Source organism: Micromonospora sp. WMMC264 (genome assembly GCF_027497275.1).
GTDB classification, from domain to species: Bacteria; Actinomycetota; Actinomycetes; order Mycobacteriales; family Micromonosporaceae; genus Micromonospora; species Micromonospora chalcea.
Genome location: NZ_CP114907.1, coordinates 6,456,505 through 6,469,548, shown reverse-complemented (window position 1 = coordinate 6,469,548; position 13,044 = coordinate 6,456,505). Strand labels below are relative to the sequence as shown.

Below are 13,044 nucleotides of genomic sequence, written 5' to 3'. Positions count from 1 at the left end.
TCTACTGTGCTTTTCCCTTGGGGCCCTCCTTGCCCTTGCCGGGCTTCGGTGCGGCCTTGGGCTTCGCCGGTTTGGGCTTCGCCGGCCCGCTCTTGGTGGTGGTCTTCGCGGTGGTCTTGGTGGGCGACTTGACCGGCGTCTTCACCGGCGGCGCGGTGGTGGGCGCCGACCCGGCGATCCCGGACACCTGCACGCCGCAGCTCTTGCCGCCGACGGTGAACTCCACCGGCAGCGTGTTGCTCCCGGTGTAGCGGCCGGCCAGCGTGAGCTTCGCCGAGGCGCCGGGCGCCAGCGCCGGGGTCGCGGTGGGCGCGGGAATCGACACGGTACGCCCCTCCTGCCGGGCCGGCGGCTGGGCCGTGGTGACCGTCTGCTTGCCGGGGAACGTGAAGTTCATGGTCCAGCCGCGCAGTTCCCGGTCACCGGTGTTGGTGAGCGTCAACTCGGCGGCGAAGTCCTTGCCGGTGTCGCGGCGCAGCGAGTAGTCGACGGCGCAGGGCGTCGGCTCGGGCAGGCTCATCCGCGCCTCGGTCGGCTCGACGCCGCCGCTGGCCGGGCTCCGCGACGTCAGTCCCCACATGGTGGCGGTCACCGCGACCAGTCCGACGGCGGCCACACCGGCCTCGACCTTGCGTCGCCGCGCCACCGCCCGCCGCGTGCGGGTACGCACCGCCGAGAACGGCAGCGCGTCGGTCTCCGCCGACCACGGCAGGATCGTGGTGCCCGCGTTCTCGGCGAGCGCCGGGTCCATCCGGCCGAACGCCGGTGACACCGGCACGATCGCCGCGATCCCCGCGGCCTCGGCGAGCGTACGGGCCACCTCGGCGGTCGCCGGGCGGTCCTCGGGGCGCTTGGCCAGGCACCGCTGCACCAGCGCGGCGACCGGCTCGGGCAGGCCCGGCACCGGCGGCATCGGGTCCGGGTCGCGGTACATGTGCGCGCGCAGCATCTCGGTGGTGGTGCTGGCCTGCCACGGCAGACGGCCGGTCAGCATCCGGTAGAGCAGCAGCCCGACCGCGTACACGTCGGTGGCGGGCGAGACGTGCCCGTTGTCCAGCCGCTCCGGCGCCAGGTAGGCCGGCGTGCCGAGCAGCGCGCCGTCCGGCCCCTTGTCGCTCTCCCCCACCAGCGCCGAGATGCCGAAGTCGACGACCTTCACGCCGGTCGGGGTCAGCATGACGTTGCCCGGGGTCACGTCCCGGTGCACCACGCCACGGGCGTGCGCGGCGGCGAGCGCCGAGGCGACCTCCGCGCCGATGGTCATGGCCTCCCGCCACGGAAGCTGCCCGTCGCGGCCGAGCCGCCCGCTGAGCGGACCGCCGTCGACAAGCTCCATGACCACGTACGGCACGGTCAGGCCGACCTGGACCGACTCGCCGTAGTCGTACACGTTTGTGATGTTGGGGTGGCACAGCCGCGCGGCGGCCTGCGCCTCCACCCGGATCCGGTGCCGGAACGCCTTGTCGCTGGCCAGCCGTGAGGCCAGCACCTTGACCGCCACCTGGCGGCCCAGCACCTCGTCGTAGCCGCGCCAGACGACCGACATGCCGCCCGCACCCAACTGCTCGACGAGCCGATAGCGCTCGCCGAGCAGTTGCACGCCGTTCCTGACCGGTCCACCCATGGTCGGTCCTGTTGCCCGAAGTGGGCCCCGGTACACCTCAGCGGTCGGAATCGGTCAGGAAAGTCACCCGTTCAGGCGGTCGCGAGGAGTTGGTCCACCGGCGCGTAGTCGTCGGTGAGCACCATCGCGTCGCCCACCCATTCGGTCACCGCCGCCTCGTCCATCAGCTCGGCCCGCTCCGGCAGCAGCTTCAGACCGGGCGGGATCGCGGCCAGCGGCAGCGGCGCGTCCGAGGCGACGATCACGAAGTTGGCGCCCTGCTCCCCGTCGATCGCGCCGGGCGGCGCGATCAGCGCGACGTGCGCGAACTCGGCCTTCACCGTGGCCAGCTCGGCCCGGATGAACCGGCCCGGCGGGTAGTCGATGACGTTCTGCACGTAGATCCCGTCCGGGCGCAGCACCCGCCGGATGTCGGCGGCCATCTCCCGGGTCGCCAGGTGCCACGGCACCACCAGGTGCCCGAACGCGTCGCCGACGATGAAGTCGCGGCTGTCGGTCGGCTCGCCGCGCAGCAGCACCCGCGCGTCGCCCACCTCGGCGCGCATCTTCGGGCCGGTGCGCAGGCCCAGCTCCCGCCGGTCCAGCTCGACCAGCCCGCCGTCCAGCTCGAACACCAGGTTGTCGGTGCCGGGCCGGGTCGCGGCCAGGTAGTTCGGCACGGTGAAGCCGCCGCCGCCCAGGTGCAGCGCGTCCATCGGCTGCTTCGCCGGCCGCGCCACGTCCGCGACCAGGCCGATCCACTGCGTGTACGCGTACTTCAGGTGGTTCGGCTCGTTCAGGTCGACGTAGGAGTGCTCGGCCGAGTTGAGGTAGAGCGTGCGTCCCTGCGGCCACGACGGGTCCACCTCGACCCGGGCGCAGTGGTACGCGGTCTCCACGTCGCACGGGTTCGGCGCGGCAGCGGTGAGCCCCGCCGCGGCGAGACCGAGCAACGCCAGCGCGGCCTTGACCCGGCCCGGCGTGGACGGCCCGCCGGCCCCGGCCTGCCGTCGCAGCCACACGCCGAGCCCCAGCCCGGTCACCCCGAGCGCGGCAGCGAGTCCCAGCACGATGACGGAGCTGGACAGCGCGGCCACCAGCACGAAGCCGGTGCCCAGCGTGGCGGTGATGCCGCCGAGCGTGCCGATGCTGGACAACTTGCCCACCACCTGGCCGGTGCGGCGCAGGTCGGCGAGCTGAAGCTTCACCACGAGCGGGGTGATCCCGGCCAGCAGCGCCGCCGGCAGCACCACGGTCAGCGCGGTCAGCAGGAGCACCGCGCTCGCCGCGCCACCGCGCAGCACCTCACCGGCGTACCTGACGATCGGCAGCGTGACGGCGGTGGCGATGCCCGCCAGCACCAGCGCCGGGGCGAGCAGGGTACGCGGGTCACGCCGGTCGGCGAGCCACCCGCCGAACCACGCCCCGTACGCGATCGCGGCCAGCGCCATGCCGATGACCGAGCTGGTCACCTGGAGCGTCACCCCGACGTACGGGCCGACCAGGCGCAACGAGACGGTCTCCAGCACCAGCACCGCGCCGCTGGAGAAGAAGACGAGGAACGCGGCGAGCCCGTTCGGGAGGGCCCGCGGCGGAACCGGGGCGTCGGCCGCCGGTTCCGCCATGACGTCGGACGATGTGCTGCTCACCGTGGCGATGGTACGCAGCGCCGCCGGCGGGCCGCGTCAATACATCGAGATGTGAACATGGTTTGTGTGGTCGGCAGCCGGGCTGCCGCCACCGCTGTACGCGCGCCAGCCGGTGTTCGGCATCCAGATCTGCCGATACCAGATGACGTACATGATGCCGAGCCGGTTCGCGTTGTTCTTCGCCCAGGCGGCGAGGCTGTCGCCGTACGCCTTGTCGCCGCCGGTGGCCGTCTTGTCCTCGAACCCGCCGCTGGCGGCGGAGAAGTCGCAGGCCCGGCCCTTGGGGTGCTCGCCGCCGCCACCGCTGCGGTGACACGAGGCGTAGCGCTTGTAACCGGCCGCCTTGGCCTGCTGGAGCATGTGCAGCGTGCGCGGCGTGATGCAGCCGGACGCGGGCGTCGGGTCGTCCACCGAGCACGACTCCGACGGCCACGAGCCGTCCGAGTTGCGCGGCGCGGGCTTCGCCGACGAGGAGGTGCCGTTGAACCCGGACCCGGCGCCGGAGCTGACCTTCGCCAGCGCCACCTCGGCGTCCTTCTTCTTGCGGGCCTGCACCGCGACCTGCTTGGCCTGCTCGCGCACCTCGGCGTCGATGGCGAGCTTCGCCTCGGCCGCCTGCGCCTTCGCGTCGGCCAGCTCCCGCAGCCGTTTGCTGTCCCGCTGGGCCATCACGTCCAGCTCGGCGGCGCGCTTGAGGAAGTCGTTCGGGTCGGCGCTGGCCAGCAGCATCGACGTCGCGGTCAGCCGGCCCATCCGGTACGACTGCGCGGCCACCTCACCGGCCTGCGCGCTGAGCCCGACGAGGCGTACCTCGATGTCCTTGAGCTGGGTGTCGAGCGCCTTCTGCCGGCGCTTGGAGTTCTCCAGCTTGTTCTGGGCCTCGATGTGGCCCTTCGCCGCCGCCTCCAGCGCCGCCCGCAGCTGCTTGCTGCCGCCCTCGTTCGGGGCGTTCGGGCTGGGTACGGCGGCGGCCGGCCCGGCGGCCACGCCGGAGCCGAGAAGCACGGCCAGCGCGGCGAGCGCGGCGAGCAGCGACCGCCGGGCGCGCCGGCCGGTAGAGCTGGTCCTGGGCACGTGTTGGTCCTTCCGTCGACCGCCGGCCCCCGTACACCGAGCGGCGTCTCCGCCGGCGCCGGTCGGCGGCCTGCTGGCGGAGACCGCCGGTCACGATACCGGAACACGCGCGACACGCCAGGCCGGAGACGGCGTACGGCGGCTGGCGTCGACGCAGCGTGCCGTGGCCGTCGCGCAGCGCCGCTCAACCACCCAGCAGGGCGGCGCTCACCTCGTCCCAGACGTCCGGGCTGGCCGCCACGAGCAGTCCCGTGCCGTCGTCGGCCGGGTGGTAGTCGGCGCCGTCGAAGCGGCGGGCCACACCGCCGGCCTCGCGCACCAGCAGGGTGCCCGGCGTGTGATCCCACGGCAGGGTGCGCCAGAACAACACGAACTGCTGCGCGCCGGTGAGGATGTCCAGGTACTCCCGGCCGGCGCAGTGCTGGCCGGGCAGCAACTCACCGATGCGGCGCCCGCCCTCCTCCACCTGGCGGCGGAAGTCCGGCGGCAGGAACTTCGTCGCCGCGGTGCCCCGCAGCGCGCCCACCCGCGGCTCCGCCGGCGGCGTCCGCAGCGTCGCTCCGTCCAGCCGGGTGCCCGCGCCGAGCCGGCCCGCCGCCATCGTGCCGTCCAGCGGGTCGTACACCCAGGAAGCCACCGGTACGCCGTCCGTGAGCAGCGCCGCCATCAGCGCGAACGGCCGCCGCCCGGCGGCGAAGTTGGAGGTGCCGTCGACCGGGTCGACGAGCCATACGTCACCGCTGCCGCGCAGGTGCCGCAGCAGGTCCGGGTCCTCGGCGACGGCCTCCTCGCCGACCACCACCGAACCGGGCAGCAACTGACGCAGACCCTCGGAGATCAGCGCCTCGGCCTCCCGGTCGGCGACAGTCACCACCTCGCCGGGCGCCTTCTCGGAGATGTCTGCCTCGTCGAGCCGGCGGAACAACGGCACGACGACCTTCGCCGCCGCCTCCCGCAGCAGCGCGCCGACGTCGTCCAGCAGCGGGTCAGCCACGCGGAGGCAGCTTGACCACGCTGACGAAGAACTCGTCGATCTGGCGGACCACCGAGATGAAGCGTTCGAAGTCCACCGGCTTGGTCACGTAGGCGTTGGCGTGCAACTGGTAGCTGCGCAGGATGTCCTCGTCGGCCTGCGAGGTGGTGAGCACCACGACCGGGATGCGGCGCAGTTCCCCGTCCTTCTTGATCTCTTCCAGCACCTCCCGGCCGTCGCGCCGGGGCAGGTTCAGGTCGAGCAGGATCAGGTCGGGCGTCACCGCGTCCGCGTACTGGCCCTCACGGCGCAGGTACGCGAGCGCCTCGGCGCCGTCGGAGACGACGGTGAGGCGGTTGCGGAGCTTGTGCTCCTCGAACGCCTCCTGGGTCATCAGCACGTCGCCCGGATCGTCCTCGACGAGCAGGACCTCGATCGGGCTCTTGCCGTCCGCGGGCGCGGTCATCCCACCGTCTCCTTCATGCCACCGTTTGTACCGTGTCCGTCCGCCTCCGCGGGCGGCTCTTCGCGTGCTTCGCCGTCCGGCTGACGCCCGACGGCCGCCGGGTCACCCTCGGCGGCCTCGGCCTGCTCCCCGGCCTCGGCCACCTCCGCCGCCTCCGCCGCCTTGGCGGCCTCGATGTCGGCCTCCAGCGCGGGCAGCGTGAACCGGATCGTGGTGCCCTCGTCGGCGTCGGTGTCCACCCAGACCCGGCCGCCGTGATACTCCACGATCTTCTTGACGATCGCCAGCCCGATGCCGGTGCCCGGGTACGCGTCCTTCGAGTGCAGCCGCTGGAAGATCACGAAGATCTTGTCGGCGAACTCCGGCTCGATCCCGATGCCGTTGTCCCGGCAGCTGATCTCCCACTCGCCGTCGACCAGCCGCGCCGACACGTGCACCTTCGGCGGCACATCCGGGCGGCGGAACTTCACCGAGTTGCTGACCAGGTTGACCAGCAGGTTGGTCAACAGCGGCTCCTCGCCGCGGATGGTCGGCATCTCGCCCCAGGTCAGCTCCGCGTCGGCGTACTGCACGGCCGCCTCGGTCTGCCCCGCCACGTCGCCCATCACCTTGTTCAGGTCGACCTCGGTGAAACCGGTGGTCAGCCGGCCGATCCGGGAGAACGCCAGCAGGTCGTTGATCAGCCGCTGCATGCGCTGCGCGCCGTCCACCGCGAACGCGATGTACTGGTCGGCGCGCTCGTCGAGCTGCCCGGCGTACCGCCGCTGCAGGAGCTGGCAGAAGCTGGCCACCTTGCGCAGCGGCTCCTGCAGGTCGTGCGACGCGACGTAGGCGAACTGCTCCAGGTCACGGTTGGAGCGGGTCAGCTCCTCGGCCTGCTTCTGCAACTGGCTGTTGACCCACTCGATGCGCTCCCGCGCCTCGCGTACCTCGTCCAGCTCGCGGGCGATCTTCATCCGCATCTGGTCGATGTCCTCGGCGAGGCGGCGGAACTCCGGCGGCCCGGACCCCTCGATGCGGTGCCGGTAGTCGCCGTCGGCCACCTCACGCACCTGGCCGACCAGGGCGGCCAGCGGGCGGATCAGGATCCGGTCCAGCGAGAGCAGCATGACCACGCCGGCCGTCGTGACCACCAGCGCGGCGATGATCAGCAGCACGACAAGCGTGTTGCTCGTCGCGTTGACGCGGTCGGCGGTCTCCTGCCGGACGGTGAGGATCTCGTCCTGGAGCGTGTTCACCGACGAACGGATGCCGTCGAACTGCTGCCGCGTCGCGTCGGTGATCAGCGCCTGGCCCGCCGCCGCGCCGTCCCGCTCGACCGTGCTGATCACCGGCTCGGCCACCTGGCTCCGCCACTGCGCGGTCTTCTGCTCCACCACGTCCAGCGACCGGCGCACGTCCGGGTAGTCGGCGGAGAGATCGCGGATCGAGGCGGCCAGGCTCTGCTCGCGCTTCACGCCCTCCTGGTACGGCTCCAGGTCGGTACGGTCGCCGTTCACCGCGTACCCGCGCACCGAGGTCTCCTGGTCGAGCAGCGCGCTCATCAGCTCCTGCGCCTGCACCCGCAGCGGACCGGTCTTGAGCAGCACCGCGTCGATGTTCTGGCGGTTCTGCGCGGCGACCGCCGCCTCCGCGCCGGCCAACCCGAGCAGCAGCACCACCACCACGCCGAGCAGCGCGGCCACCCGCCGCCGCAGGGTCCACCCCTGCTGGTACGCCTTCACCGGTTCCTCCCCGTCGCCCTTCGCGCTCGCGCTCACCGGCCGCTGCCCCGCGTGACCAGCAACATCGCCACGTCGTCGGCCAGCGGGCCACCGTTTATCTGCTCGGCGCGCCCCACCAGCCAGGCGGGCAGCTCGGACAGCGGCACCGCCCGGTTGGCCGGGTCGGCGAGCAGATCGGTCAGACCGGGCACGTCGAGGCGTTCGTCACCGCCGTCCACCCGGCCCTCGATGAGGCCGTCGGTGTACATCAGCAGGGACCAGTCGTCGGTGTCGAACTCCAGGTCGAAGGCGATCGGGCGGCGCGGCCGTACGCCCAGCAGCAGCCCGCCCCTGGCCGGCACCGGCGCGACAGTGCCGCCGCTGAGCAGCAGCGGCGGCGGGTGACCGGCGAGGCGTACGGTGGCCCGCGCCGACGCCAGGTCGAGCCGGGTGGTGGCCACCGTCGCGAAGATCTCCTGGAGGCGGCGCTCGCTCATCAGCACCTGCTCCAGCGCGGGCAGCACCTCGTCGTCCGGCACCCCGGCCAGCACCAGCGCCCGCCAGGCCACGCGCAGCTCGACGCCGAGCGCCGCCTCGTCCACGCCGTGCCCGCAGACGTCGCCGACGATCAGGTCGATCCGGTCCGGCCGGGTCTGCACCACGTCGTAGAAGTCGCCGCCGATCAGCGCGGCGTGCCGGCCGGGCCGGTAGAACGTGTGCACCGACACCTCGTCGGTGGTCATCAACGGCTGCGGCAGCAGGCCGCGCTCCAGGCGGGCGGACTCGGCCTGGCGCAGCTCCACCTCACGCAGCCGGCGAGCGTTCTCGTCGGCCCGCTTGCGCTCCACCGCGTACCGCAGCGCCCGGGTCAGCAGGACCCCGTCGACCTGGCCCTTGACCAGGTAGTCCTGCGCGCCCTCGGCGACCGCGACGATGCCCAGGTGCTCGTCGGACCGGCCGGTCAGCACGCAGACCGCCGCGCCGCTGGCCATCTCCAGCACCCGGCGCAGCCCGTCCAGGCCCTGCGCGTCGGGCAGGCCCAGGTCGAGCAGCACGCAGTCCACGCCCATCACCCGCTGCCGGGCCTCGCTGAGACTGGTCGCCACCAGCAGGTCGATCATCGAGTTGGTCTCGGCGAGCAGCTCGCCGACCAGGAAGGCGTCGCCCTCGTCGTCCTCGACCAGCAGCACCCGTAGCCGCTCGCCCGGCGGTACGCCGCCGTGCAGCCCCGCCCCGGCCGACGGCACGTGGACGGCGCCCGATGCGCCGGAACCCCGCTGCGGTCGGGTAACCGCCGCGAGTCGCGGGAGTTCGCTGGTGATGTCGGGCTCCTTCCGAATGCCCTGCTGATCCTGACTCAGACCACAGTCATACACAACGCGGCCGACACCGGCGCGGCGGAGCGGGTGACCGGTCCACCTCCACAGCGGCACGGTCGACAGACGATGTTACGCCGGGAGCGCTGTCACGCCCGCAGCGCACCGTCCGAGGACTGCCGCCGCAGCCCCCGGGGGTGCAGGATGATGCCCACCCCGTTGATCCACCCCGAGGAGTCCCCGTGGGCGCACCCCCCACCCGTCCCGCCGACCGGGCGCTCACCAAGCCCCGCCGCCGGCTGACCAGCGCCGTCGCCGCGCTGATCGCGCTGCTCGCCGTCGGGGCGGGCGTCCTGGTCGGCCTCTCCACCCCGGCGCCGGCCCCGGCGGACGCGCCCGAGCGCGAATTCAGCGCCGCCCGGGCGTACCGGAACGTCGAGGTGATCGCCGCCGAGCCGCACGTGGCGGGCAGCGCCGCGAACGACCGGGTACGCGAGCACCTGGTGGCGACGCTGCGCGGGCTGGGCCTGCAGACCGAGGTGCAGGACGCGGTGGCGCCCGAGGCCGGGCAGCTGTCCGGCGCGGCCGGCGGGGCCACGCTGGCCCGGGTCCGCAACGTGGTGGCCCGGCTCCCCGGCACCGACCCGACCGGGAAGGTGTTCCTGGTCTCCCACTACGACTCGGTGCAGACCGGGCCGGGCGGCAACGACGACGCCGCCGGCACCGCCACGATCCTGGAGGTGGCCCGGGCGCTCACCACCGGCCCGCGCCCCCGCAACGACATCGTCTTCGTGCTCACCGACGCGGAGGAGGCGTGCCTGTGCGGGGCCGCCGGGTTCGCCGGCGACCACCCGCTCGCCCGTGACGGCGGGGTGGTGCTCAACCTGGAGGCGCGCGGCTCCACCGGCCCGGTGATCATGTTCGAGACGTCCCGGAACAACGCGAAGCTGGTGGAGGTGTTCGGCAAGGCCGCGCCGCACCCGGTGGGCACTTCGTTCGCGGTGGAGATCTACCGGGCGCTGCCGAACGACACCGACTTCACCGCGTTCCTGGACCGGAAGTTCGTCGGGCTCAACTCCGCGTACATCGACGGTGGCGCGATCTACCACACCCCGCTGGACGTGCCGGCCCGGGTGGACCGGGGCAGCCTCCAGATGCACGGCGACAACGCGCTCGGCCTGGCCCGCGAGTTCGGCCGCACCGACCTGGGCGACCTGAGCGCCGGCCACGACGACACCTACTTCCCGGTGCTCGGCGGGCTCGTCCGCTACCCCGGCTGGCTGACGCTGCCGCTCGCCGTCGCCGCGCTGCTCGCCGTCGGCGCGCTCGGCTGGCTCCTGCGCCGCCGGGGCCGCGCCACCGCCGGCACGCTCGCCGCCGGCTTCGGCCTGACCCTGCTGCCGGTCGTCGTGGCGCCGCTCGGCGCGTGGCTGCTCTGGGCCGCGATCACCACGATCCGCCCCGGGTACGCCGAGTTGCTCGACCCGTACCGCCCGGTCTGGTACCGGCTCGCCGTGGTGGCGCTCTCCGCCGCGGTGCTGTTCTGCTGGTACGCGCTGCTGCGCCGCCGCGTCGGCCCGGCCGCGCTGGCGTTCGGCGGGCTGGCCTGGCTCGCCGTGTTCGGAGTGCTGCTCGCGGTGGCGGTGCCCGGCGGGGCGTACCTGACGACACTGCCCGCCCTGGCCGGCGCGCTCGCCGGTTTCGCCGCGCTCGCCACCCGGCGCGACGGACCGTGGCCGGTGGTCGCGGTGACGCTCGCCGCCGCCGTGGCGGTGGTGATCCTGCTGCCGCCGGTGGTGCTGCTGTTCCCGGCGCTCGGCATGGGCATGGGCGCTGTTGCCGCGCTCGTCGCGGTGCTGCTCGGCCTCGCCGTACTCCCGGTGGTGGACCTGCTGCACCCCCGGGCCGGCGGCCAGCGCGGCCTGCTCGCGCTGCGCGCACGCCGGCTCGGCGCGCTGCCCGCCGCGGCCGCCGCGCTGGCCGCGGTGGTGCTCGCCGGGGTCGGCCTCGCCGTGGACCGCTTCGACGCTGCGCATCCCGTGCCGACCCACCTGATGTACGCGCTGGACGCGGGCACCGGGAAGGCGGCTTGGCTCACGCGCGAGGAGAAGCCGCAGCCCTGGACCGACGGCTACGTCGACCGGAGCATCGCGGTGGCCGACGACTTCCCCGGGCTGGGCAACAGTGAGATGCGCGCCGGGCCGGCCGCCGCGGCGCCCCTGCCCGCCCCGAAGCTGGACCTGCTCTCCGACACCCGCACCGGTGACCAGCGCGTGCTGCGGGTGCGCGTGACGCCGCAGCGGCAGGTACGCCTGCTCACGCTGCACGTCGACACCAGCACCGCCACCGTGCGGTCCGCCTCGGTGGCCGGGCGGGACCTGCCGGTCGAGCCGGGCGGCGGGAAGTGGGGGTTCGGGATCGTGTTCCACGCCCCGCCGCCGGAGGGTGTCGAGGTGACGCTGACGCTCGTGCCCGGCGCCGGCGCCGTTTCGGTGCGCGCGATGGACGCCAGTGACGGGCTCTCCGGGGTGCCCGGGTTCCGGGAGCGGCCGGAGGGTGTGGGCGTGGTCGGCTCGCACAGCTCGGAGATGCTGGCGGTGGCGCGCACGTACCCGCTCTGACCGCCACTTACTTGCACCACCTCGCCGAAGTGGCGGTATCCCCGCGCCGGGATACCGCCACTTCGGCGTACTGGAGTGGATCAAGCTAGAGCAAGCCGCGCCCGATCGTGCTGACAGCGATGGGGCGGCCGGTAAACGGCCTGATGTTGAACGGCACTCTCCCCCGACTGCGCCATTAGCCATCCAGGAGTGCCTGAGCGCAACAACCAGGAAATGCTTACGAGCGGTAGCGCTTCGTGACAGACATCATGCCCTTGCGCCCGCTCATCTTCCTCGATAGCTTGCTACGAGCAACGGGCACCGGCCGCTCACGGAAGGTGTGTGGCCCAACTATCGGGGGATTCCTTGCGTCTGATTAAATTGCGGTCCGCTGTTGCGTCGATTCTCATAGCCGCAGGTCTGGTTGGAGTCGCGTCTCCTGCGAATGCCGCCGCAACCGCTTACCTGACCAAGTCGACGAAGCTTGCGCGGATCCCGGCGGAGGGCATGGCCACTGCGTGCATCTCCAGGCAGATCCAGCTCGCCTCGGGTACCTACTCGTGGGGTCACGTCATGCTCAACCAGGAAGGCTATCAGGAAAGAAGTATCTATCTCACTGCCGCGAACTACAACTGGAAAGAGTGCATTGATCCGCGTTCCGGATACTACACTCTCACCGGCTCCCTGCAAGTTATCGTAGACTCGGACCCCCTTCCGGCGGCCCACCTCGAACCGCTCGATATTGATATCCGCGGCATGAGCGATGAAGACCAGAATTGGACCTGGGGTAGCTACATAAACCCCAAGTTCTGACACGGACGGCGGTACGTGCCGGAGCACCCGGAAACGGCATGATCTTGCTTTCGGCCCCCTCTGAACGACCCAGGGGGCATGCCGGTTCTACTTCCAGCGGAAATGCACGAACAAACGGCCGAAGTTCTTCGAGTCCTTCTCGACCCGGTGGTAGAGCTGCTTCACGTCCTTCTGGTCGAGGAACCGCAGCACCTTCTTCTTCAGCGCGCCCGACCCCTTACCCGGGATGATCTCCACGAGGGTGGCCTTCTTCGCCACCGCCTCGTCGATGATCCCGCGCAGTGCACGATCGATGTCGTGGCCCTTGTTGTAGATGTCGTGGAGGTCGAGCTTGAGCTTCACGGTCCCATCCTAGGTACGCGGAAGGGCAGCCCGGGCGGGCTGCCCTTCCGCGTGATCAGTCAACGGCCGACCTTGCCCTCCACCCGGCGCAGCGCGGTGGCGTAGTCGGTGTTCGTCGAGTACATCGCGGCCGCGATGCGCAGGTGCCGCAGCGCGTCCACGGGCCGGTTCATCCGCTCCAGCGTGCGGCCGAGCACGTGGTGCGCGTAGTGGTCGCTCGGGTCCCGGTCGACCAGCTCGCGCAACTGCTCCTCGGCCCGGTTGAGCTGAGCCGACTGGAAGTAGGCGCGGGCCAGCAGCTGCCGGACCGACGAGTTGTCCGGCTCGGCCTCGATGATCGGTTCGAGCAGCCGGGCCGCTCCGGTCGGGTCACCCGCTTCGAAGAACATGGTCGCCCGCCGGTACTCCGCCAGAAGATCCACTCGACCCACCTCCTCGTGTCGCGCCAGGCCCTTGGTCCGACGCTGGCACAACACCGGCGGGAGCGCGAGTGTTCCTGCGGGGC

11 protein-coding genes are annotated in these 13,044 nt (G+C 72.3%); 2 read left to right on the top strand and 9 right to left on the bottom strand.

From position 1 onward, the window contains the following. Position 1: 1 nt before the first annotated feature. The 7 genes from O7542_RS28905 to O7542_RS28875 form a co-directional block, all read right to left on the bottom strand. Positions 2-1,624: a serine/threonine-protein kinase gene (locus tag O7542_RS28905; protein WP_281605473.1), complete on the bottom strand. Its 1,623-nt coding sequence runs from the start codon at positions 1,622-1,624 to the stop codon at positions 2-4. Between the two features lie 71 nt (positions 1,625-1,695). Then, entirely contained in the window at positions 1,696-3,228 is a 1,533-nt protein-coding gene (locus O7542_RS28900) for a fused MFS/spermidine synthase (RefSeq protein WP_176722783.1), read from the bottom strand. Between the two features lie 60 nt (positions 3,229-3,288). Beyond that, complete coding sequence (locus O7542_RS28895) at positions 3,289-4,326, bottom strand: hypothetical protein (protein ID WP_281605472.1); 1,038 nt, start codon at positions 4,324-4,326, stop codon at positions 3,289-3,291. Positions 4,327-4,510: 184 nt separating this feature from the next. Further along, complete coding sequence (locus O7542_RS28890) at positions 4,511-5,320, bottom strand: inositol monophosphatase family protein (RefSeq protein WP_064446657.1); 810 nt, start codon at positions 5,318-5,320, stop codon at positions 4,511-4,513. After that, entirely contained in the window at positions 5,313-5,765 is a 453-nt protein-coding gene (locus tag O7542_RS28885; protein WP_043328130.1) for a response regulator, read from the bottom strand. The genes O7542_RS28890 and O7542_RS28885 overlap by 8 nt, the downstream gene beginning before the upstream one ends. Further along, a complete protein-coding gene (locus O7542_RS28880) occupies positions 5,762-7,489 on the bottom strand; it encodes a sensor histidine kinase (protein WP_064446848.1) in 1,728 nt (575 codons plus the stop codon). Before O7542_RS28880 ends, O7542_RS28885 begins: the two co-directional genes overlap by 4 nt. 32 nt (positions 7,490-7,521) lie before the next feature. Next, complete coding sequence (locus tag O7542_RS28875; protein ID WP_064446658.1) at positions 7,522-8,715, bottom strand: fused response regulator/phosphatase; 1,194 nt, start codon at positions 8,713-8,715, stop codon at positions 7,522-7,524. Between the two features lie 311 nt (positions 8,716-9,026). Between O7542_RS28875 and O7542_RS28870 the strand changes: the two genes are divergently transcribed. Together O7542_RS28870 and O7542_RS28865 are read left to right on the top strand one after the other, a co-directional pair. Further along, positions 9,027-11,405 (top strand): M28 family peptidase, encoded by a 2,379-nt coding sequence (locus O7542_RS28870; RefSeq protein WP_281605471.1) that lies wholly within the window; start codon positions 9,027-9,029, stop codon positions 11,403-11,405. A 552-nt stretch (positions 11,406-11,957) separates the two neighbouring features. Beyond that, positions 11,958-12,197, top strand: a complete 240-nt coding sequence (locus O7542_RS28865; protein ID WP_147265155.1) for a hypothetical protein — start codon at positions 11,958-11,960, stop codon at positions 12,195-12,197. A gap of 87 nt (positions 12,198-12,284) precedes the next feature. Here O7542_RS28865 and O7542_RS28860 read toward each other — a convergent pair whose 3' ends face one another. Continuing rightward, entirely contained in the window at positions 12,285-12,539 is a 255-nt protein-coding gene (locus O7542_RS28860) for a Smr/MutS family protein (RefSeq protein WP_064446661.1), read from the bottom strand. Positions 12,540-12,598: 59 nt separating this feature from the next. After that, positions 12,599-12,961, bottom strand: coding sequence for a tetratricopeptide repeat protein (locus tag O7542_RS28855; protein ID WP_018787684.1), 363 nt, complete (start codon positions 12,959-12,961; stop codon positions 12,599-12,601). Positions 12,962-13,044 lie beyond the last annotated feature (83 nt).

Coding starts and splice junctions, on each gene's coding strand:
- O7542_RS28900 (WP_176722783.1), bottom strand. CDS start 3,228: ATGGCGGAACCGGCGGCCGACGCCCCGGTTCCGCCGCGGGCCCTCCCG.
- O7542_RS28885 (WP_043328130.1), bottom strand. CDS start 5,765: ATGACCGCGCCCGCGGACGGCAAGAGCCCGATCGAGGTCCTGCTCGTC.
- O7542_RS28905 (WP_281605473.1), bottom strand. CDS start 1,624: ATGGGTGGACCGGTCAGGAACGGCGTGCAACTGCTCGGCGAGCGCTAT.
- O7542_RS28865 (WP_147265155.1), top strand. CDS start 11,958: ATGCTCAACCAGGAAGGCTATCAGGAAAGAAGTATCTATCTCACTGCC.